The sequence below is a fragment of the Rhizobium sophorae genome, assembly GCF_013087515.1.
Classification (GTDB): domain Bacteria; phylum Pseudomonadota; class Alphaproteobacteria; order Rhizobiales; family Rhizobiaceae; genus Rhizobium; species Rhizobium sophorae.
This window is the reverse complement of record NZ_JABFCN010000034.1, coordinates 139,922-161,008: the sequence shown is the minus strand read 5'-3', so window position 1 is coordinate 161,008 and position 21,087 is coordinate 139,922. Positions and strand designations below refer to the sequence as shown.

General features: G+C 60.8%; 26 protein-coding genes. 20 read left to right on the top strand and 6 right to left on the bottom strand.

All coding sequences use genetic code 11. The features are described from left to right. The first annotated feature begins 3 nt into the window (after positions 1-3). From G9X64_RS20855 to visR, 9 genes are all read left to right on the top strand, one after another. Positions 4-471: a chemotaxis protein CheW gene (locus tag G9X64_RS20855; protein ID WP_012756045.1), complete on the top strand. Its 468-nt coding sequence runs from the start codon at positions 4-6 to the stop codon at positions 469-471. Continuing rightward, complete coding sequence (gene cheR, locus G9X64_RS20850; RefSeq protein ID WP_129417923.1) at positions 468-1,376, top strand: protein-glutamate O-methyltransferase CheR; 909 nt, start codon at positions 468-470, stop codon at positions 1,374-1,376. The genes G9X64_RS20855 and cheR overlap by 4 nt, the downstream gene beginning before the upstream one ends. Then, the gene (gene cheB / locus G9X64_RS20845; protein ID WP_168310519.1) at positions 1,373-2,416 is read left to right on the top strand and encodes a protein-glutamate O-methylesterase CheB; all 1,044 of its coding nucleotides are present in this window, start codon (positions 1,373-1,375) and stop codon (positions 2,414-2,416) included. The genes cheR and cheB overlap by 4 nt, the downstream gene beginning before the upstream one ends. Next, positions 2,417-2,806 carry a response regulator gene (locus G9X64_RS20840; RefSeq protein WP_003556488.1) on the top strand — a complete coding sequence of 130 codons (390 nt, stop codon included), beginning with the start codon at positions 2,417-2,419 and terminating at the stop codon, positions 2,804-2,806. It abuts the gene before it with no gap. Beyond that, entirely contained in the window at positions 2,803-3,357 is a 555-nt protein-coding gene (gene cheD, locus G9X64_RS20835; RefSeq protein ID WP_168310518.1) for a chemoreceptor glutamine deamidase CheD, read from the top strand. Before G9X64_RS20840 ends, cheD begins: the two co-directional genes overlap by 4 nt. A 16-nt stretch (positions 3,358-3,373) precedes the next feature. Continuing rightward, a complete protein-coding gene (cheT, locus tag G9X64_RS20830; protein WP_003545510.1) occupies positions 3,374-3,763 on the top strand; it encodes a chemotaxis protein CheT in 390 nt (129 codons plus the stop codon). Positions 3,764-3,972: 209 nt separating this feature from the next. After that, positions 3,973-5,664: a flagellar basal-body MS-ring/collar protein FliF gene (fliF, locus tag G9X64_RS20825; RefSeq protein ID WP_168310517.1), complete on the top strand. Its 1,692-nt coding sequence runs from the start codon at positions 3,973-3,975 to the stop codon at positions 5,662-5,664. Between the two features lie 377 nt (positions 5,665-6,041). Continuing rightward, positions 6,042-6,788, top strand: a complete 747-nt coding sequence (visN, locus tag G9X64_RS20820; RefSeq protein WP_168310516.1) for a transcriptional regulator VisN — start codon at positions 6,042-6,044, stop codon at positions 6,786-6,788. Between the two features lie 8 nt (positions 6,789-6,796). Beyond that, complete coding sequence (gene visR / locus G9X64_RS20815) at positions 6,797-7,543, top strand: transcriptional regulator VisR (protein WP_168310515.1); 747 nt, start codon at positions 6,797-6,799, stop codon at positions 7,541-7,543. 91 nt (positions 7,544-7,634) lie between these two features. Here visR and G9X64_RS20810 read toward each other — a convergent pair whose 3' ends face one another. The 6 genes from G9X64_RS20810 to motA form a co-directional block, all read right to left on the bottom strand. Then, complete coding sequence (locus G9X64_RS20810) at positions 7,635-8,078, bottom strand: BspJ family T4SS effector nucleomodulin (protein WP_168310514.1); 444 nt, start codon at positions 8,076-8,078, stop codon at positions 7,635-7,637. Between the two features lie 5 nt (positions 8,079-8,083). Further along, positions 8,084-9,163, bottom strand: a complete 1,080-nt coding sequence (gene flhB, locus G9X64_RS20805; protein WP_168310513.1) for a flagellar biosynthesis protein FlhB — start codon at positions 9,161-9,163, stop codon at positions 8,084-8,086. Between the two features lie 233 nt (positions 9,164-9,396). Then, positions 9,397-10,437: a flagellar motor switch protein FliG gene (gene fliG / locus G9X64_RS20800; protein ID WP_168310512.1), complete on the bottom strand. Its 1,041-nt coding sequence runs from the start codon at positions 10,435-10,437 to the stop codon at positions 9,397-9,399. A gap of 28 nt (positions 10,438-10,465) precedes the next feature. Next, a complete protein-coding gene (gene fliN / locus G9X64_RS20795) occupies positions 10,466-11,053 on the bottom strand; it encodes a flagellar motor switch protein FliN (protein WP_168276727.1) in 588 nt (195 codons plus the stop codon). A 65-nt stretch (positions 11,054-11,118) separates the two neighbouring features. After that, positions 11,119-12,069, bottom strand: a complete 951-nt coding sequence (locus G9X64_RS20790; RefSeq protein ID WP_168310511.1) for a FliM/FliN family flagellar motor switch protein — start codon at positions 12,067-12,069, stop codon at positions 11,119-11,121. Beyond that, positions 12,070-12,942 carry a flagellar motor stator protein MotA gene (gene motA / locus G9X64_RS20785; protein WP_168310510.1) on the bottom strand — a complete coding sequence of 291 codons (873 nt, stop codon included), beginning with the start codon at positions 12,940-12,942 and terminating at the stop codon, positions 12,070-12,072. It abuts the gene before it with no gap. Positions 12,943-13,196: 254 nt separating this feature from the next. Here motA and flgF point away from each other — a divergent pair, with 254 nt between their 5' ends. The 11 genes from flgF (at position 13,197) to flgH (ending at position 21,083) form a co-directional block, all read left to right on the top strand. Next, positions 13,197-13,931, top strand: coding sequence for a flagellar basal-body rod protein FlgF (gene flgF, locus G9X64_RS20780; protein WP_168310509.1), 735 nt, complete (start codon positions 13,197-13,199; stop codon positions 13,929-13,931). A gap of 107 nt (positions 13,932-14,038) precedes the next feature. After that, positions 14,039-15,439 (top strand): flagellar protein export ATPase FliI, encoded by a 1,401-nt coding sequence (fliI, locus tag G9X64_RS20775; RefSeq protein WP_168310508.1) that lies wholly within the window; start codon positions 14,039-14,041, stop codon positions 15,437-15,439. A gap of 2 nt (positions 15,440-15,441) precedes the next feature. Further along, the gene (locus tag G9X64_RS20770) at positions 15,442-15,984 is read left to right on the top strand and encodes a flagellar protein (RefSeq protein WP_168310507.1); all 543 of its coding nucleotides are present in this window, start codon (positions 15,442-15,444) and stop codon (positions 15,982-15,984) included. A 264-nt stretch (positions 15,985-16,248) separates the two neighbouring features. Then, entirely contained in the window at positions 16,249-16,641 is a 393-nt protein-coding gene (gene flgB, locus G9X64_RS20765) for a flagellar basal body rod protein FlgB (protein WP_003545529.1), read from the top strand. Between the two features lie 4 nt (positions 16,642-16,645). Then, a complete protein-coding gene (gene flgC, locus G9X64_RS20760; RefSeq protein WP_168310506.1) occupies positions 16,646-17,062 on the top strand; it encodes a flagellar basal body rod protein FlgC in 417 nt (138 codons plus the stop codon). 2 nt (positions 17,063-17,064) lie between these two features. After that, positions 17,065-17,406 (top strand): flagellar hook-basal body complex protein FliE, encoded by a 342-nt coding sequence (fliE, locus tag G9X64_RS20755; RefSeq protein ID WP_168310505.1) that lies wholly within the window; start codon positions 17,065-17,067, stop codon positions 17,404-17,406. A gap of 19 nt (positions 17,407-17,425) precedes the next feature. Then, positions 17,426-18,214 carry a flagellar basal-body rod protein FlgG gene (gene flgG, locus G9X64_RS20750; RefSeq protein ID WP_168310504.1) on the top strand — a complete coding sequence of 263 codons (789 nt, stop codon included), beginning with the start codon at positions 17,426-17,428 and terminating at the stop codon, positions 18,212-18,214. Positions 18,215-18,230: 16 nt separating this feature from the next. Further along, positions 18,231-18,713 carry a flagellar basal body P-ring formation chaperone FlgA gene (gene flgA, locus G9X64_RS20745; protein WP_003545535.1) on the top strand — a complete coding sequence of 161 codons (483 nt, stop codon included), beginning with the start codon at positions 18,231-18,233 and terminating at the stop codon, positions 18,711-18,713. Continuing rightward, positions 18,710-19,831, top strand: coding sequence for a flagellar basal body P-ring protein FlgI (locus G9X64_RS20740; protein ID WP_168310503.1), 1,122 nt, complete (start codon positions 18,710-18,712; stop codon positions 19,829-19,831). The genes flgA and G9X64_RS20740 overlap by 4 nt, the downstream gene beginning before the upstream one ends. After that, positions 19,828-20,370: a MotE family protein gene (locus G9X64_RS20735; RefSeq protein ID WP_168310502.1), complete on the top strand. Its 543-nt coding sequence runs from the start codon at positions 19,828-19,830 to the stop codon at positions 20,368-20,370. Before G9X64_RS20740 ends, G9X64_RS20735 begins: the two co-directional genes overlap by 4 nt. Continuing rightward, the gene (gene flgH / locus G9X64_RS20730; protein ID WP_011650477.1) at positions 20,367-21,083 is read left to right on the top strand and encodes a flagellar basal body L-ring protein FlgH; all 717 of its coding nucleotides are present in this window, start codon (positions 20,367-20,369) and stop codon (positions 21,081-21,083) included. The genes G9X64_RS20735 and flgH overlap by 4 nt, the downstream gene beginning before the upstream one ends. The last annotated feature ends 4 nt before the right edge of the window (positions 21,084-21,087 follow it).

Genomic DNA, 21,087 nt, shown 5'->3' with positions numbered 1-21,087 from the left:
GGAATGTCGTACACTGTAAAAAATCTGAACGAGGGGGATCGCGAGCTGATCGCGTTCCGCATCGGGGATCAGGAATTTTGCGTGAACATCATGTCGGTTCGCGAAATCCGCGGCTGGACCCCGGCGACCGCGATGCCGCATTCGCCTGGCTATATGCTGGGCGTCATCAACCTGCGCGGCGCGGTGCTGCCGATCATCGATCTTGCGGCTCGGCTCGGCATGAAGCCGGCCGATCCGACCGCCCGTCATGTCATCATCGTCGCCCAGGTCCGGCGCAAGGTCGTCGGCCTGCTGGTCGATGCCGTTTCCGATATCCTGACGGTGACCGACGAAACCATCCAGCCGACGCCCGAAATCTCCTCGGAACTCGAGCGTCAATTTGCCCGCGGCATTCTCGCCATCGAGAAGCGCATGATCTGCCTGATCGAACTCGAATCCCTCTTTCCAGAGACCGAAAGCGAAGCCGCATGAATGTAATGGGCGCAAAAGATCAGAGGCAGGGATCCGACGAGGTCCTGGCAAGCGGAGAATATCCGCTGACACGCCGCGACCTCACCGAGATCGCCGCGATGATCTATTCGGATGCCGGAATCTTCCTCAACGAGACGAAGGCTTCGCTCGTCTATTCGCGCCTGTCGAAGCATATCCGCAATCTCGGCCTGTCCGGCTTCCGGGAATATTGCGACCTCGTCGCTTCGCCGGCGGGTGCTGCGCCGCGCCGCGAGATGCTTTCGCATCTGACGACCAACTTTACCCGCTTCTTCCGCGAAAACCACCATTTCGACCATTTGCGCGACCATGTCCTGCCGGAGCTTCTGCAGCGGGCGAGATCGGGCGGCAGGGTGCGCATCTGGTCGGCCGCCTCTTCCGACGGGCAGGAACCCTATTCGATCGCGCTGACGGTGCTGTCGCTGATGCCGAATGTCGCGGATTACGACTTCAAGATCCTGGCGACCGACATCGATCCGAAGATCCTCGCGATCGCCCGGGCCGGCGCCTATGACGAAAATGCGCTCGAAACCGTGTCGCCGGCCATGCGCAAGCAATGGTTCAGCGAAGTCGAGGTGCAGGGCCGCCGGAAGTTCCAGGTCGACGACCGCGTCAAGCGGCTGATCACCTACAACGAACTGAACCTGATGGCGCAATGGCCGTTCAAGGGCAAGTTCGACGTCATCTTCTGCCGCAACGTCGTCATCTATTTCGACGAGCCGACGCAGATGAAGATCTGGCAGCGTTTCGCCGGCCTGCTGCCGGAAGGCGGCCATCTCTATATCGGCCATTCCGAGCGTGTGTCGGGTGAGGCAAAACACGTCTTCGACAATATCGGCATCACGACCTATCGCTACACGGCCAAAGGTCTCGGGAGGAAGGCATGAGCGCGCCGGCAAGGGTTCTCGTTGTTGACGACTCGCCGACGATGCGGGGGTTGATCACCGCCGTGCTGAGTTCCGACCCCGAGGTCAACGTCATCGGCCAGGCCGGCGACGCGCTGGAAGCGCGCGAGGCGATCAAGCGGCTGAACCCCGACGTCCTGACGCTCGACATCGAGATGCCGAATATGAACGGTCTCGATTTCCTCGAAAAGATCATGACGCTGCGTCCGATGCCGGTGATCATGGTATCCACGATGACCCATCGCGGCGCCGAGGCGACGCTTGCGGCGCTGGAGATCGGCGCGTTCGACTGCGTCGGCAAGCCGGCGCCGGGCGAACTCAGGCCTTTCGGCGACCTCGCCGAGAAGGTCAAGGCCGCCGCGCGCACGCAACGCCAGTATTCCCAGCCCGTCGCCGCCGTCGCGCCACCGCCCTCGGTCGCCGATTTCCGCGTCGGCCGCAAGATCGTCGCGATCGGCTCGTCGACTGGCGGCGTCGAGGCGCTGATTGCCGTGCTGCAGAAATTCCCGGCGAATTGCCCGCCGACCGTCATCACCCAGCATATGCCGCCGACCTTCACCAAGAGCTTTGCCGAACGGCTGAACCGCCTCTGTGCGCCGGTGGTGCAGGAAGCGACCGACGGTGCCCGTCTCGAAATCGGCAAGATCTATCTGGCGCCCGGCGGCGAGCGTCACCTGCAGGTCAGCGGCGCCTCGGCGCCGTGCTGCCGTCTCGTTGACCGGGCGCCGGTCAACGGTCACCGCCCCTCGGTGGACGTGCTATTCGATTCGGTCGCGGAACTGGCGGGGCGTAATGCCGTCGGCGTGATTTTGACCGGAATGGGCCGCGATGGCGCCGCCGGATTGTTGAAAATGCGCCACGCCGGCGCCAGAACGCTCGGCCAGAACGAAAAAACCTGTGTCGTTTACGGAATGCCAAGGGTTGCTCATGAACTTGGCGCCGTTGAGCAGCAGCTGCCGCTGTCTGCCATCGGTGAAGAAATATTGAAAATGACAGCCGCCCGAAAGGAAGGGACCGAATAAATGTCGATCGCGGAGAAAATCAAAGTTCTGATCGTCGACGATCAGGTAACGAGCCGGTTGCTGCTCAGCGACGCGCTGACCCAGCTCGGTTTCAAGCAGATCACGTCGGCCGGCGACGGTGAGCAGGGCATGAAGATCATGGCCGAGCAGCCGCACCACCTGGTGATCTCGGATTTCAACATGCCGAAGATGGATGGCATCGGCTTCCTTCAGGCGGTTCGCACCAACCCCAACACCAAGAAAGCGGCCTTCATCATCCTGACCGCCCAGGGCGACCGCGCACTGGTGCAGAAGGCGGCCCAGCTCGGCGCCAACAACGTGCTCGCCAAGCCATTCACGATCGAGAAGATGAAGGCGGCCATCGAAGCCGTGTTTGGAGCCCTGAAATGATCACTGAGGGGGCAGCCCGCCGCGTGCACATCATTCAGGGCGAGTACAAGGTTCTGAACGATCCGAATGCGGTCCTCTCGACCATTCTCGGTTCGTGCGTGGCTGCGTGCCTCAGAGATCCTGTCGCCGGTGTCGGCGGCATGAACCATTTTTTGCTGCCCGGTTCGGCGACGTCGCCGACATCAGGCGGCGATGCCACGCGCTACGGCGTGCATCTGATGGAACTTCTGATCAACGGTCTTCTGAAGCAGGGCGCCCGGCGCGACCGGCTGGAGGCAAAGATCTTCGGCGGCGCGAAGACGATCTCGACATTCTCCAATGTCGGTGAGCAGAACGCGGCCTTCGCCATGCAGTTCCTCAGGGATGAAGGCATTCCGGTGGTCGGTTCCTCGACCGGCGGAGAGCATGGACGCAAGCTTGAATATTGGCCGGTCTCCGGTCGTGCCCGGCAATACCCCCTGACCGGCGCCGAAACGCAGAGAACCGTCGCTCTCGAGCAGCGCCCCGCCGCTCCGCAGAAGCCCGTCGAAACCAGTATCGAATTTTTTTGATGGCGAGGATTTTCATATGACATTTACCCAGATGATGGAGCCGCCTGCGCCAGTCGAAGCGCTGAGCGACATCCTGATGCGCATCGTGTCCGAACTGCACGATGTCGCCTACCTCATCGAGCGCATCGAGCCGCAGCTTCTCGAAATCGGCGGCGCCGAAATCCTGAACTCGCCGGATGCCATGAAGGTCATGCAGGGCATCGATCTGGCCGTGCAGAAATCGCGTGGTCTTGCCGAATTTATCGACACCATCACCGGCGAAATCCCGCACGGCTGGGCAGTCGACGTCGCAACCGCGCTCAGCCTCGTCAAGCTGGCGGAAATGCAGAAGGCATTGGGCGGCGCTACACGCCACGGCCATTCCCAGCCATTGAGCAAGGCAGCTGGCGACTTCGATTTCTTCTAGAACGTCTCCGTTTTTCTCCGAGTCACGGAAACGCTCTCTCCTTGTTCTTGCGCAATTCCGGACGTAAACCGCTGCGCACTTTTGCTGGAATTACCTTAGGCCTTTTCGCTCCCGCACGCTCTCACGAAACGCTCGCACAAGTTTCGCCGACTATTCGTCTGATGAGGCAATAAGCCTGCTTTGTCTTTGACGGATCGTGCGAGAACAGAATGAATCTGTTAAATCAATTAGTTCAGATCTTTAAGAACTTCGGTTCCCTGGGCCGAACACGCCTGATGATTCTCGGAGGCGTCGGTGCCGTTTCCATTGCAATCGTCCTTGCGGCCGCCCTTTTCGTCAACAAGCCGGCACAGGAAACGCTCTATGTCGGTCTGGACTCGCCGGATCTCAACCAGATCAGCATGGCGCTTGCCGAAGCCAACATCAATTTCCAGGTTGGCACGGATGGCTCCAGCATCAGCGTTCCCGCGGGGATGACGGGCAAGGCCCGCCTGATGCTTGCCGAGCGCGGCCTGCCGAACAGCGCCAATGCCGGTTACGAACTCTTCGACAATGTCGGCTCCCTCGGCCTGACCTCCTTCATGCAGGAGGTGACGCGGGTTCGAGCGCTGGAAGGCGAAATCGCCCGCACCATCCAGTCGATCTCGGGTATAACAGCCGCGCGCGTCCATATCGTCATGCCGGAGGTTGGAAACTTCCGGAAGGCGGAGCAGAAACCGACTGCCTCCGTCATGATTCGCGCAAGCGCCACCACCGGGCGCAGCGCGGCGACCTCGATCCGCCACCTCGTTGCCTCGGCCGTTCCGGGGCTTGACGTCGATGACGTGACGATCCTCGATTCCGCCGGCCAGCTGCTCGCTTCCGGCGACGAGGCGAGCAACAGCTCGCTGAACCGCTCGCTCAACATCGTCCAGAATGTTCAGCAGGAAGTCGAATCCAACATCGACAAGGCGCTGGCGCCCTTCCTCGGCATGGACAACTTCCGCTCCAGCGTCACCGCCGATCTCAACACCGACGCCCAGCAGATTCAGGAAACGACCTACGATCCCGAATCCAAGGTCGAACGCTCGGTCCGCTCGACGAAGGAAGCCCAGCAGTCGCAGCAGAAGCAATCCGATAGCGCGACGACGGTCGAGCAGAACATTCCGCAGGCGGCTCCCGAGGCCGGCGGTTCTGCCGGGCCCGAATCGCAGGACAAGTCCGACAAGCGCGAAGAGCAGACCAACTACGAAATCAACAGCAAGACGACGGCGACGACCCGCAACAGCTACAAGGTCGAAAAGCTTTCGATCGCCGTGGTGGTCAATAAGGGCCGCATCGCCAAGATGGTCGGTGAGCCCGCCGACCAGACCAAGGTCGACGCCTATCTTGCCGAAATGCAAAAGATCGTCGCTTCGGCGGCCGGCATCGACGCCAAGCGCGGCGACGTCGTCACCGTCACCGCCATGGACTTCCTCGAGAACCAGCTGCTTGAAGACGCCACCGGTGGCGTCCGCGTCATGGACATGCTGAGCCGCAACCTTGCCGGCATCATCAACTCGCTCGCCTTTGTCGCGGTCGCCTTCGTGGTGGTCTGGATGGGCCTGCGACCTCTGGTGCGCAGCGTCAGCGGCAACGGCAGCTCCCCGGCTTTCGGCGACGCGACGCCGGAAGCGGCCGGCCTCGAGCTGCCGGACTTCGCGCCTGCATCGGGCGCACCCGGCGGCGCTCTCATGGACGGCTTCGGGTCCGACTTCGGCTTCGACAGTACCGAGGATCTGCTCAGCCTCGGCGACGACGATGGAAACTTCAATCGTCGCGTCAAGGAAGGCCCGGAACGCAAGCTTTCCCGTATGGTCGAAATCAACGAGGAACGCGCCGCGAAAATCCTCAGGAAATGGGCGATCGACGACGCAGCGTAAAGGTAAGGCCGGGCAACCGGCCTTTTTTCATATCGGTACCGAACTCGATTACCTAACCGCTGTGCCGAAAAGCCGTGACTGAAATGCGGCTTTAGGGTGATGTGATGAGATGGACTCGCGTAAAACGCGAAGCAAGTTGCGATACCGCCAGAATCATCTTAGCCTCCTTATATCTTGAAGGCTGGAACGAGCGGTCGAATCAGTGCATTGGCGACAGCGAAAGTAAATCCCTAGAAGTCGGAGATGGTGATTTGCATCGGCTGGCTTACCCTTAGGTGATTCGAAATGGGATTCGAGCGGGACTTGGCCTGAATCCTTTACAGAAAAATTGCTGTTGCACCGAGTTCGATCGTTTCTCAGCCGCAGGACATTTGCCAATGGATATGAATGTAATTCAGGCGAGCAAAGGCGAGAGGCAGATGGCGAATTTCGCGAGTGCGGTGGTGCCGGATCTGTTGCCGCGCGATGAGCTGCTCCAGCGCCTCCACGGTGTCGCCAGCACCGGCAGGTTGCAGTCCGGTCTGCGCGCACTGACGGACTACGTGGGTGCTTCGCACTACCTTCTGGCGCGCTGTGATCTCATCCAGGAAAGTGGCCTCGATTTCATCGTTTCGTCGGACTGGCCTTTCGATCTGGTCAGGGACATCGCCAATGATCTGGTCCGCGGCTATGCGCGGTCGACGGAGCTGGAAAAATGCATGCAGGTGTTCCAGCCGAATTTTGCTCTTCTGCCTGACAGTGCCGAGATTCCGGATGGCGCCAGCCGCCAATATTGTTCGGTGACCTTCAATGTCGGCCGGTCGCGGCTGGCCTTGATGTTCCTGTTCGGCGAGGGGTTCATCCTTTCGCCGGAGCGCCTGCGGGATGTCGGCCTGCTTGCAGGTTATGTCGCGAGCTTCCTGCGCTGCGGTGGTACGAAGGTCGATCGCGATTTCGAATTGACCGACCGCGAGCTGGAATGCCTGTTCTGGATCGCCGAAGGCAAGACCAGCGACGAGATCGCGATGATCCTCGGAATCTCCCGCAATACCATCAACAACTACATCACCAGCGTGATGCGCAAGACGGCGACCAAGACCAGGTCCGAGGCCATTGCCTTCGCCGTCCGCAATAATCTCGTATAGGGGGATCCATGGGTTATCCAGCAGGCAGGACGATGAGCAGCGCCGAGCAGCTGCGCATGGTGCGTGTGAACAGGATTTCCAGCCGGTCCGATCTTTTCCCGCGGCTGATCGCGATGCAGAAGCTGGCCGACGCGCAAGGCTTCGCGATCTTCCGCGTCAACGGCTCGGGCCTTCCGGCAAAGCAGAGGCTTGTCTGCGAGCTCGAGAACTGGGGGTCTTCCAATGCCGGTTTCGGCAAGGCCTTCACGGATGCCTACGGCGATATTCTTCTCGATCATATCGACAAGTCGCTGCTGCCGCTCTCATGGGCCGGCGGTTACGACCGTGCGGCACCCGGTCCGGCAGACTTCTCGCCGTTCATGACGCGACTGCAGGACGGTATTCTGCCTTTTTCCGGCCTTGCCTTTCCGGTGCGGCTCGGCGCCGTCGGCAATGGTTTCATCCTTTTCACCGGCGATGAGATCGATCCCTCGAGCGATACCATCGTCGAGCTGCACGGTCGCTGCTGCCATATCATGATGGATCTGCTCTCGCTCGACGAACGCCGCACGGCTGCCGCCGAGGCGCTCAGCGAACGCGAGATCGCCTGTCTGCAGCTTGCCGGCGACGGACGCATCAGCGAAGAGATTGCCGACAAGCTCGGCCTGTCCGTGCACACCGTGAACGCCTATCTCGGCTCGGCGACCATCAAGCTCGATTCCGTCAATCGCATCCAGGCGATCGCCAAGGCGATCCGGCTCGGTTATATCAGCTGAACCCACGCAGTGCTTTACAGCGTCGCGCATCCTTTAAGACACGCAAAGGGTGCTGTAAGCCGAATAAAAGCTCGAATGTCTTGAAAGAAAGTCAGCCGGCCAGCGCCTGCGGCGGCTGGTTGACGCTGTAACGCGCTTCCCGAAGGCTCTTTTTGAGGAAGATGGTGTTCTCGTCCGGATCGGCCGAGGGCTCCTGGAAAGCGATATGGCTGATCTCGATGCCGGCATGATCTTCGGCAAGGGTGAGTTGTGCGTAGACGGTGACGCCGCGCGGCTTGATTTCCAGATCGAGAACGACTTCGGGCTTGCCGCCCCAATCCAGCGTATAATTGCCGCCCAGGCCGAAATTCACCGTGCCCGGATGAAAGAAAAGCTCCGCCGCCGAAGCGACGAGATCGGAAAGGTTGCCGTAATACTCGAAGCGCAGCAGGGAAATAAGGTCAGAAGCATCCAGAAGGCGCAGTTCAGTGGCGACCGGGCTGATCGCGTCTGCGAGGATCTTTTCACGCTGGGTAGAGTGGGGGCATTTTTTCATTCGGCTTATCTTACCCGTTTGTTCTTGGCGTCCGCAGCGTAGACCCGGTGGATGAGCTCCGCTACCGCCTTATAGAAGACTGACGGTATGACACTATCGATCGAGACTTGCGCAAACATGGAGCGCGCAAGTGGCGGATCTTCGAACACCGGTATGCCGTTCTTTTCGGCGATCTCCCTAATTTTGAGCGCAATCAGGTCCTGACCCTTGGCCAGCACCACCGGCGCATCGTTCTCTTCACGCGCGTAACGCAGCGCCACCGCATAGTGCGTCGGGTTGGCAATCACCAGCGTCGCGCGGTCAACGTTGGCGATCATGCGCCGGCGCGCCCGGTCGCGCATCAGCGAGCGCTGCCGGCTCTTGACGAAGGGGTCGCCCTGAGCCTGCTTGTTTTCTTCCTTCACCTCGTGCCGCGTCATCTTCAGCTCGGTGAACCAGTGATGGCGCGTCCAGAAAAGATCGGCAATGGCGACGATCGCGGTGGCGATCAGCATGACGATGATGATCTTGCGCATCGCCGCCATCATTCGCACCAGAATCGTCTGCGGATCGGAGAACATCGCGTCGATCGAGCCGAAATATTCGCTCCTGAGCACGAAGAACAGGATCACCCCGACGACGACCACCTTGAACAGCGATTTTCCGAATTCGACCAGGCCGGGCAGGCTGAAGAGCCGTGACCAGCCTTTGATCGGCGAGATACGCGAGGTCTGCGGGCGGATGCGCTCAAGCACCAGTGTCGGCAGATTCTGGAAGACGGAGGAGGCGACGCCGAACACCATGAACAAGATGAAGGCGGGCGCCAGCAGCGCGGCACTTGCCCAGCCGATCCGGACGAACAGCGCCAGGACATCTGGTCCCGTCTCGATCTTCCACTGGTCGGGCTGTTCGAAGATGTCGCGCAGCATTTCAGTCATGCGTCCGACGCTGTCGGGAAGGAAGAATACGAGGTAAATGAAGGTCGCAAGGATGGTCGCAAAGATCGAAAGTTCGCGCGAAGACGGTACGTTGCCCTTTTCCGCGGCATCGCTTTGCTTTTTCGCGGTTGGGGCTTCTGTTTTGCTGTCCTTGTCATCGTCTGCCAAGTCGCGGCCCTCCGTCAAAGAAATAAGCCGCAGCCAATGCATGTCGCCCAAAAACGTGCAGCGCTTTTGGGATGACGACATGCATCAGAACAAAGACTTAAAGCGCGTCGCAAGAACCGAGTTCTATGCGACACGCTTTAGCGCGCGGTCCGTTGCTGGAAGGGTAGTCGCCTGTGGCACGGCGATCAACAGCCACCGTTCGGCATGCCGGATTTGTCAACAGTCTCGACGTGTTAGGCGGCCGCCGAAGCGTCGCCTTCCTTTTCCTTGAGCTCGATCTGGCCGGAATTGGCCAGGCGAATCGCTTCCTGCGCCACGGCGCGGCGGGCAATCGCGATCTCGCGCGGATTGACGCCGCCCATGCCGCTCTGCAGATCCGATTCGATCATGCGGCGCTGGCGTGGGCTGATGGCGGAGAGAACCGATTCGCGGATCTCGGGGGGCGACCCGCGCAGCGCGACGGTGAGTACGTCCGCCGAGATGTCGTTGAGCAGCATGACGCGGCTGCGCTGCGGCATATACATGAGGTCCTCGAACAGGAAGATCTTCGGGCGAACCTTGTTGACCGACTCGCGGCTGATCGATTCGAGCGAGGTGAGCAGCGTGTCGACCTGCGGCTTGTCGAGTTCGTTCATCAGATCGGCAACCTTCGTCGAGCCGGCCGCATTGCGCTCTGCCTCGACCTCGGCAAGCAGCGTCATGACCTGGTTTTCGATGATCTGCGCAGCCTTCGGGCTGACCGCCTTCATGTTGACCGTTCTGTTCATGATGTCGGCGCGGCGGTTGTCGGGAAGCTGCAGCAGCACCTTGGCGCCGAAGGCGGAGGGCATCATCGAAAGAATATAGGCGACGGTCTGCGGATGCTCGCGCAGCAGGAACTGTGCGACGAACGTCGGCTCCGCCTCGCTGAGGCGATCCCAGATCGAGGTTTCGTAGGCCTGGAATGCAGTGCGGCGGCCGAGCAGGCTGTCGACCTCGTCGGGCGTCAGGCCTTCTTCAAGAATGGCCTCGATCGCCTTGGCGTTGTCCATCAGTCCGGCGCCCTCGGTGAAGAGGTCTTCGAACTCGGAGACGAGCAACAGGAGCTCGTCCGGCGGAATAGCGCGCAGCGACTGGGCGGATGAGATAATGGTCTGCAGTTCGGCCTGGGTGAAATATTTCAACAGCCGGCCGGCGACGCCCTTTCCCATGGCGAGAAGAACAGCCGCCGCCTTTTCAGCCTGGGTCAACGGTTTCCCGGCTAGTGCGCCGCCGAAATCGTCAAAGTCCATCATGGTCTAACCTCTCCGTCCCACACAGGGATCAGGCTTTTTTCGTACTCAAAACTTCAATCAGTTTCACACCGAATCGCGTGTCGTCGTTATCAAGCACCGTAATTTCACCGCGGGCAATCCTGCGGCCGTTCACCATGATCTCGACGGGTTCACCGATCTTCTTGTCGAGGGCGATCGTCGCCCCTTCATTGAGGTTCATCAGGCCGGAGACCTGCATGCGGCTGGTGCCGAGCATGATCTGGACGTCGATCGGGATGTCCATGATCAGGTCGAAGTTGGAATTCAAAGCGCTGCCGAGCGGGGCCGGCGACGCCTCGAAGGAGGGGCTGCTGCCGAAATCCATGCCGGCTGCCGGGCTGGCATCGCCGCCGCCGAAGTCGCCGCCGAAATCATCGCCGCCAAACGGGGTTTCCGAAGTCTCGCCACCAAAGGCCGCCAGATCCGTTCCTGCTGCGAACGGATCGCTCTGCAGGTCGCCGCCAAACTGCGACAGGTCGCCATCGGCATCCTGCTTCAGCACGCCGCGCAGATCGTCGATTGCCTGGTCGAGATCGGCTTCGCTGCCCGGAAGATCCAGGGAGAGGTCGCTGTTCTGCTGTGTTTTCTTCGTAGCCATGAAATCACTATTCCAGTTGAAACTTGCCTCAAACTGCCTTTGCAGCCCAAAAGCCAGAGAACCGATTAATTCATTAAATGACGGATGAGCTCGTCATCCGAGTTCATCGTATCCTTGACGCGAACCATGTAGTTTTCGCCTGAACGCCCGAACTCGCACACATACAATTCCTTGCTGTTGGCGCTGACCTCGACACGCACGTCGCCGTGGTCGCGGAACGGAATGACGTCGCCGACCATCAGCTTCGATATCGTGCGCAGCGTCAGATCCTGCAGCCTGATCCTGGCCTCGAGCGTGACATGTGAGCGGCGGACCTGGTCGCCGAGCTGTTCGGTCCATTCCGCTGAGTTGCTGCTGGCCTGGCGTTTCGGCTTCGGCGGCGTCACCTTTGTCTTGAGCAGTGCCGTCTGCGGAACGATCAACGAAAATTCCGAAACGATGCCGGCAAGCGTGATCGACATGTTGATGGCGGCCGCGAATTCATCCGGACGATCCTCCTGCGGCCGGGCGCGCATGTCATGGGAGTACGGGGCCGAAAGGCTCGGTTCGAAACCGCCCGGCGCGTTGACGGCCGATCGCAGCACCTTGGCGATCTTGTCGAAGACCATGACCGCCAGATCGAGCTCGATGATCGACAGCAGCCGGTCAGCCGGTTCCTCGATCGTATCGGCTGTGGCGCCGAGCAGATGCTCCATCAGCGTGATGACGAAGCCGTTGCCGCAGGCAAGCGTAATGTTTTGCGACCAGTTGCGCAGCGTCGCGTCGACGAGCGTGACGTTCGCGCTCAGGTCTTCGATCAGGTGGTTCTTGTAACCGATCTCGCAGCCGAGATAGTTGACCGTTACGTCGAGGCCGGTCTCGCTTTTGATGACGTCGGGAAAGAATTCGCTGTAGATTTCCCCGAAGGAGCTGCAGATCTTGGCGACCCTGCCTCTGTCGCCAAGCCCGCCTGTCAGCTTGGCGAGGAGGGCAGGATCCATTGCCGGTTTGTCATGCGAAGCATTGCTCATAGTCATTTAAGCCGCCTTGTTTTCGCCACCTGGGTTCATCATTTCCTGCTCGACCGCATCGATGGACGGACGCTCGTAAGCCGAGATCGTCTTGCGGCCGTATTCGAGAGCGACCTGCGGCACCGAACCGTTCATGTAGGCAAGCAGCGTCTGCTTGACGATGACGTAGAGGCGGTGCTGCTTGTTGCGCACGATCTTGATCTGGGAGACCAGCGGCGAGCAGACGCAGTAGGACAAGAGAATACCGAGGAAGGTGCCGACAAGCGCCGAGCCGATCAGGTGACCGAGCACTTCGGGCGAATCGTTGATGTGGGCCATCGCCTTGATGACGCCGAGAACGGCCGCGACGATACCGATCGCCGGGAAGGAATCGCCCATGATCTGGATCGCGTGGTAGGGCTTCATCTTGTCGTGCATGATGGTGTTAAGCTCTTCATCCATCAGCGCCTCGATCTCGTGGCTGCGGGCGTTGCCGATGATGATCAAGCGCACGTAATCGCAGATGAATGCCGTCAGTTCCTTGTTCTTCAGAACGGTCGGAGCCGATTGAAAGATCGTCGATTCGGCCGGATTGTCGATATGGGCTTCGATTTCGTTTCGCGACTTGGTGCGCAGGTCGCGCATCAGCGAATAGAGCACGCCGAGCGTATCGAGATAGTTGCGTTCCTTCGGCACGGCGTGTTTGAAGGCTTCGCCGAGCGCCTTGCCGGAATCCTTCACCACCTTCATCGGGTTCGCCATGATGAAGCTGCCGAGACCGGCACCGCCGATGATGACGAATTCGAAGGGCTGGAACAGAGCGTTCACGTCGCCGCCCATCGCCATGAAGCTGCCGATGACACAGCCGCAAGTCACTATAAATCCGATAATGATGTTCATCGTCAGCCCAATCTGAACGTTGCTTTTCTTTGAGACCGATAGGGTTTCTGCCTTGCGTGAGGCTGATGAAAGGCCCGATCGCGAGGCATTTCCGCGTGCCAGCTTCGCGCAAGCATCTACCGTCAGTCTAAAGGGGACGAATGGGTGCGCGCACCCGTTTCTGAGATGCCGCCTCAGCGAAATCCCGGCCGAACCACATGAGACGACGCCCGGCTTTTCGTTCCGTTCATCGCCAATGCTTGGAGCTTACCGACATGCAATCCGGTCTTTATGTTTCTCTGTCGTCGCAGATGGCTCTCGAAAAGCGTCTGACCACCATCGCAGACAACATGGCGAACGTGAACACGACCGGTTTTCGCGCCACCGAGGTGAAGTTCGACGAGATGGTGGCGGCCACCAGGAACAAGCTGAACACCAAGGTCGCCTTCGTTTCCCAGGGCAACGACTACCTGAACCAGGGAAATGGCGAATTGCAGCACACCGGCAACATGCTCGATTTCGCCGTCAAGGGTGATGCCTGGTTTGCGCTCGACACGCCGGCCGGCCAGGTTCTGACGAGGGATGGCCGCTTCACGATCAAGGATACCGGCGAACTTGTCTCAATCCGCGGATACCCGGTACTTGACGCCGGCGGCGCGCCGATCCAACTCAACACGACAGGCGGCGAGCCGGCCGTCGGCACCGACGGCATCATCTATCAGGGTGGCCGCCAGATCGGCTCGCTCGGGCTGTTCGAGGCCGATATCAGCAAGGGTTACCTGCGCTACGAAAACAGCGGCATCATGACCACCGACCAGCCGCGCGCCGTCGTCGACCGCTTCAATGTCGGTGTCGAGCAGGGTTATCTCGAAAACTCCAACGTCAACGCCATGCGCGAGATCACCCAGCTGATCGAGGTCAACCGCGCCTTCGAGAGCGTGTCATCGCTGATGCGCGACAGCGAAGATTCCTTCAAGGAAGCCGTCCAGACGCTTGGGGGCAGCCGCTAATGCATGTCGCTCAAAGTGTCCGGCGGTTTTGGGAGAACGACATGCACAAGAACAAACATCTAAAATACGTCGCTGCGCGCGACGTATTTTAGGGTGGGATTTGAAGCATGAGCACCACGCTACTATCAGCGGACGGCCTTTCTCCCAAGCTGGCGCATCTGGCGGGGCTCGTTGACCGATACGCATCGCCGGAGTTCGCGGTTGCCCATGGCGGCCGCGTGCAGACCATCGCTGCCGGCCACTACACGGTTCACGGTCTCTCCCGCCATGTTCGTCTCGGCGAGTTCGTGGCCCATAAATCGGCGACCGGCATTCATCTCGGCGAGGTCGTGCGCGTCGAGCCGGAACTGATCTATGTCTGCCCGATCGAACCCGGCGAGCCGATTGGCATCCACGATACCGTCATCCGCAAGGGCGCCTTCCGCATTTCACCGACGGACAGCTGGTGTGGGCGCACCGTCAACTCGCTCTGCGAGCCGATCGACGGGCTGGGGCCGATCACCGAGGGCCTCGATCGCCGCTCGATCTCCAATACCGCGCCGCCCTCGATGACCCGCAAGCGTGTCGAGACCGGCTTCAAGACCGGCGTGCGCGCGATCGACATCTTTTCGCCGCTCTGCCTCGGCCAGCGCCTCGGCATCTTCGCCGGTTCCGGCGTCGGCAAGTCGACGCTTCTGTCCATGCTCGCCCGCGCCGATGCCTTCGACAAGGTTGTCATTGCGCTCGTCGGCGAACGTGGCCGCGAGGTGCGCGAATTCATCGAGGATACGCTCGGCAGCAATATGAAGAAGGCGATCGCCGTCGTCGCCACCAGCGACGAGAGCCCGATGCTGCGCAAGATGGCGCCGCTGACGGCGGTCACCATCGCCGAGCATTTCCGCGACAAGGGCGAGAACGTCCTCTTCATCGTCGATAGCGTCACGCGTTTCGCCCATGCGATCCGCGAGGTGGCGACCGCCTCCGGCGAGCCGCCGATCGCGCGCGGTTATCCCGCCTCCGTCTTCACCGAACTGCCGCGCCTCTTGGAACGCGCCGGTCCCGGCCCCGAGGGCGCCGGCACCATCACGGCGATCATCTCGATCCTCGTCGACGGCGACAATCACAATGACCCGATCGCCGATTCGACCCGCGGCATCCTCGACGGTCATATCGTCCTGCAGCGCAGCCTCGCCGAAGAAGGGCGTTATCCCCCGATCGATCCGCTCGCTTCGATCTCGCGTCTTGCCCGCAAGGCCTGGACGCCGGATCAGGAAAAGCTGGTATCGCGGCTGAAGGTGCTGATCCATCGTTTCGAAGAGACGCGCGACCTGCGCATGATCGGCGGCTACCGTCAGGGTGCTGATCCCGATCTCGACATGGCGATCAAGCAGGTGCCGATTATTTACGACGTTCTGAAGCAGTCTCCAGGCGATCGCGACTCGCTCGACGCTTTCGCCGATCTCGCCGGCGCGCTCAAGGCTGCAGCCGGCATGGGCAATCAGGGCGGCCCTATTCAGAGGAGAGGCTAGACGTGGCTGATTTCGACGACGAACGTATCGCTTCCCTGAAGCCGCGCAGGAAAGCCGCCATCCTGGATCGGTTTCTGACCTTCGCCGGCCTGGCGCTTGCCGGCGCCTCCGCCTTCTTTCCCTGGTACGTCTTCTTCAACGCGGACAAATTCGGCATCAATGTCGCCGCCAGCGAGAATTCGCGTGAACTGCCGGATTGGCCGGCCCGCAACGTCTTCAGCGTCTCGCCGCTTGCCATGGTCAACAAGAACGAGGCGGACAAGAAGGCCCCGCCGATCGATCCGCTGACGACGGCGACGGTCTCCGATCTCGGCAAGGAGCGCGATGGCCGCGCCATACAGGAAAATCAGCCTTTCCCCGGCAAATCTTCCTTCCGCCTGCTGCATGTTTCCAACGGCCGGGCGCTGATCGAGGATCCGTCGGGCATGTACGTGGTGCGCATCGGCTCGATCCTGCCCGACGAAAGCCGCCTTGCGACACTCGAACAGCGCGACGGGAAATGGGTGATCGTCACCTCCAAGGGCGAGATCTACCAGAACAACTGAACTTGTCCACAAACGCCGAAGGCAACAGGGGCTCCGCCGCGAACCGGCCGCAGCCCCTTTTTTATTCCGGCATTCGTTGGACCGATTCCGATTTAAGGAATGACGTAGTAATTCAAAGAGTTACGGCGTCCTTGCGCGTCCGAAAGACGCGCGGCGCTGTCATAGCGGCGGCGTTCGGCGAAAACCGCCTCGAAGCCTGAATTCCCGTAAGTCCCACGCAAGATTACCGCACTAGGTTCGGGACAGTAAAAACGGAGAGTTCTCATGCAACCGATCCAACTTTTCGACTTGGCTTCGCGGCAGGCGGAATGGCTGACGATCCGTCAGCAGGTTGTTGCCGGCAACATCGCGAATGCCAATACCCCGAAATTCCGTGCCAAGGACGTTACGCCCTTTGACGCGGTGCTCGACAATTCCAATATCAACATGGCGCGCACCAATCCGGCGCATCTCAGCGGCAACGATTTCAGCGACAGCGGCGATATCGACGTCAAGGACGCCGCGCTCGACCAGGAAATCGGCGTCCAGGAATCCGGCAATACGGTCGGTTTGGCCGAAGAGCTCTCCAAGTCGGGCGATATCAAGCGCCAGTACGATCTGAACACCTCGCTGGTCAGTTCCTTCAACCGCATGATGTTGATGACCGTCAGGAGGTAAAGTCATGGATCCGCTTTCAGCAGCAATGAAAATCGCCGGTTCCGGGCTCGAGGCGCAGTCGACGCGCCTGCGTATCGTTTCGGAAAACATTGCCAATGCCCGCTCGACCGGCGACACGCCCGGTGCCGACCCCTACCGCCGCAAGACGATCACCTTCGGCCAGCAGATGGATCGTACCAACGGCGTCGAGACTGTCAACGTCAAGAAGGTCGGCGTCGACGAAGGCGACTTCAGCACTGAATTCGATCCCAGCAATCCGGCTGCGGACCAGAAGGGCGTCGTCAAACTGCCGAACGTCAATATCCTGGTCGAGATGGCCGACATGCGCGAAGCCAACCGCTCGTATGACGCCAATCTGCAGACCATCAAACAGACCCGCGATCTCATCTCCTCCACGATCGACCTCCTGAAGAGCCAATAATAATGATCAGCAGCGTCCAGAATGTCAGCAACCTTTCGATGACCCGTGCGCTCGGCGCCGTTGACACCGAAAATTCCGCCTCGTCGTCTGTCGCCACTATGCCGGGCGCCGCAGGTGCGCCCAATGGCATGAGCTTCGCCTCCGTCATGGGCAACATGGCGAGCGACGCGGTCAACAGCCTGAAGGGTGCGGAAAGCATGTCCTTTGCCGGTATCAAGGGCACGGCGTCGACGCGCGAAGTCGTCGATTCCATGCTCCAGGCCGAGCAGACGCTGCAGACCGCGATTGCCATCCGCGACAAGGTCGTCTCGGCCTTTCTCGAAGTCACCAAGATGCAGATGTAACTGATTTGAGGACGAACACATGAGAGCGCTCGCCATCGCAGCAACGGGCATGGATGCCCAGCAGACCAATCTGGAAGTCATCGCGAACAACATCGCGAACATCAATACGACCGGTTTCAAGCGCGCCCGCGCCGAATTCTCGGATCTTCTCTACCAGACCGAACGTGCCAAGGGTGTCGCCAACCGCGCCAACCAGGCCGTCGTTCCGGAAGGTGCCAATATCGGCCTCGGCGTCCAGACCTCGGCGGTCCGCAACCTGCATCTCCAGGGCGAACTGACCCAGACCGGCAACGATCTCGACGTGGCGCTGATCGGCAAGGGCTTCTTCCAGATCCAGTCGACTGACGGTACGACGCTTTACACCCGCGCCGGCGCTTTCAACAAAAACGACCAGGGCCAGCTCGTCACCATCGACGGCTACGAGGTCCTTCCCGGCATCACCATTCCGACGGGCTCGACCGAACTGACGATCAGCCGCTCCGGCCAGGTCTCGGCGAAGCTGCCGGGAGCGACGGAGGCGACCGAGCTTGGCCAGTTGACTCTTGCCGACTTTGTCAACGAGGCGGGCCTCCAGCCGCTCGGCGACAATCTCTTCCAGGAAACGCCGGCCTCCGGCGAAGCCGTCATCGGCAATCCTGACGAGGAAGGCTTCGCCTACATGAAGCAGGGTTACCTGGAATCTTCGAACGTCGACCCGGTGAAGGAAATCACCGAGCTGATCTCGGCCCAGCGCGCTTACGAAATGAATTCCAAGGTGATCACCACCGCTGATGAAATGGCCTCCATCGTCAGCAAGAACCTGAAGTAAAGGGAAGGGCCGAAACATGATGTTTTGCCGGGCAGGACACATCTCAGGATGGGTGGCGGCAGCCACGATCGCAGTCGCGGGCATTTTCCTGCCCGCGGACGTGGATGCAGGCATGGGTTATGCCGTCGTCCCGACGACGATCATCTATCCCGGCGACACATTGTCGTCGAGCCAGCTTCAGGAGGTCGAGGTCACCAATCCCAACCTCGCCGGCGATTATGCCAAATCCATTTCCCAGGTCGAAGGCATGGTCTCCAAGCGCACGCTGTTGCCGGGCCGCACGATTTCGGTTTCGGGCCTGCGCGAAGCCTATACGGTGACGCGCGGCTCTTCGATCCGTCTGGTCTTATCGCTCGGCGCGATGACGATCTCCGCCGCCGGCACGCCGCTCGAAGACGGCACGATCGGGCAAGTCGTTCGCGCGCGCAATATGGACTCCGGCGTTATCGTCAGCGGCACGGTGCTTGCGGACGGCACGGTCCATGTGAGGGCAAAATGAGATTGTTCTTCCGTTTCCTCACCCTTGTCGCGGTTCTCGCCATGAGTTTGGCTGATGTCGCGCCCGCCTGGGCGCTGACCTCCCGCATCAAGGATATCGCCTCCCTTCAGGCCGGGCGCGATAACCAGTTGATCGGTTATGGCCTCATTGTCGGCCTGCAGGGAACCGGCGACGGCTTCCGTGCCTCGCCCTTCACCGAGCAGTCGATGCGGGCGATGCTGCAGAATCTCGGCATCTCGACGCAGGGCGGTCAGTCCAACGCCAAGAATACCGCGGCCGTGATGGTCACCGCCAACCTGCCGCCCTTCGCAAGTCCCGGCAGTCGTATCGACGTGACGGTGAGCTCGCTCGGCGACGCGACGTCGCTGCGCGGCGGCACGCTCGTCATGACCTCGCTCTCCGGCGCCGACGGTCAGATCTACGCCGTCGCGCAGGGCGCCGTCATCGTCTCCGGTTTCCAGGCGCAGGGCCAGGCGGCGACCGTGACCGAAGGCGTCACCACCGCAGGCCGCGTGCCGGGCGGCGCGATCATCGAACGTGAACTGCCGTCCCGCTTCAAGGACTCGGTCAATCTCGTCCTGCAGCTGCGTAACCCAGACTTCTCGACGGCGATCCGTATCGCCGACATCGTCAACGGTTACGCCTCGGCGCGCTTCGGCGGCCCGGTCGCCGAAGCCAAGGATTCGCAGGAAGTCGTGATCCAGAAGCCGCGCGCGGCCGATCTCACCCGGCTGATGGCCGACGTCGAAAACCTCATCGTCGAAACCGACACGCCGGCCAAGGTGGTCATCAACGAGCGCACCGGAACGATCGTTATCGGCTCCGACGTCCGCGTTTCGCCGGTCGCCGTCAGCTACGGCACCTTGACTGTCCAGGTCACCGAGACGCCGCAGATCATCCAGCCCGAACCCTTCTCACGCGGCCGGACAGCCGTCCAGCCGCAGACCGATATCGCCGCCGAGCAGACCGGCGGGCGCGTCGCCATCATCGATGGTCCAGATCTCAGGACCCTTGTCGCCGGCCTCAACAATATCGGTGTGAAACCGGATGGCATCATCGCCATTCTCCAGGGCATCAAGTCGGCAGGCGCTCTGCAGGCGGAGCTTGTGCTGCAATGATAAAGATCATCAACCCTGACATGACGGTTCTGCAATTGCTGCGCCGGCTGGCGTTGCCGGCCGCGGGCCTCGTCCTTCTGTCGATCCCCAGCGCCTTCGCGCAGGAACATGCGTCGGCAGGCGACATCACCTCCCAGGATGAGATCAAGCAGTTCTGCACCAACATCGCCGAGCCCGCCCGCGACCAGCGTTACCTCCTGCAGAAGCAGGAATTGGAAAAGCTTCGCGCCGATATCGACGCCCGCATCGCGGAAATGGACAAGCGCAAGGCCGAATACCAGGACTGGCTGAAGCGCCGCGACGATTTCCTGAAGCAGGCCGAAGCCGGCCTCACCGAAATCTACAGGAAGATGAAGCCGGATGCGGCCGCACTTCAGTTGCAGGACATGAAGATCGAGGTGGCCTCCGCCGTGATCATGCGGCTCGGCCCACGTCAGTCGAGCCTCATCCTCAACGAGATGGACCCTGAGAAGGCTGCGGTCATCGCCAGCGTCATCGCCAGTGCGTCCGATCCCAATACGTCGAAGGATCCTTCATGAATATGCGTTTCCCGGCCGCGATCGCCGCCCTCGCACTCCTTGCAGGTTGCCAGTCTCCGACGGCGGTCAGCGAGATCGGCCGTGCGCCTGCCATGAGCCCGATCGGCAGCGGCCTCGCCTACGGCCAGACGCCGCAGATGGCGCTTTATCCAAAGCAGCCGCGCGCCGTGGCGCAGGGCTATTCGCTGTGGAGCGATTCACAGGCCGCCCTCTTCAAGGATGCGCGCGCGCTCAACGTCGGCGACATCTTGACCGTCGACATCCAGATCAACGACAAGGCCTCCTTCGACAACGAGACCAACCGCAGCCGCACCAATTCGAGCGGCATGAACTGGGATGTCAACGCTCAGATCTTCGGCTGGACGCCGGAGTCGAAGACCGACCTGACTTATGGCTCCGACACCAGCACCGACGGCAAGGGCAAGATCGAGCGCACCGATAAGCTCACCCTTCTGGTCGCCGCCGTCGTCACCGGCATTCTCGAAAACGGCAACCTCGTCATATCAGGCTCGCAGGAAGTTCGCCTGAACCAGGAGCTGCGCATCCTGAATGTCGCCGGTATCGTTCGTCCGCAGGACGTCAATGCCGACAACCAGATCTCCTACGACAAGATCGCCGAAGCCCGCATCTCGTACGGCGGCCGCGGCCGCCTGATGGAAGTGCAGCAGCCTCCGCGCGGCCAGCAGGCCGTCGATCTTTTCTCGCCGCTTTGAGGCT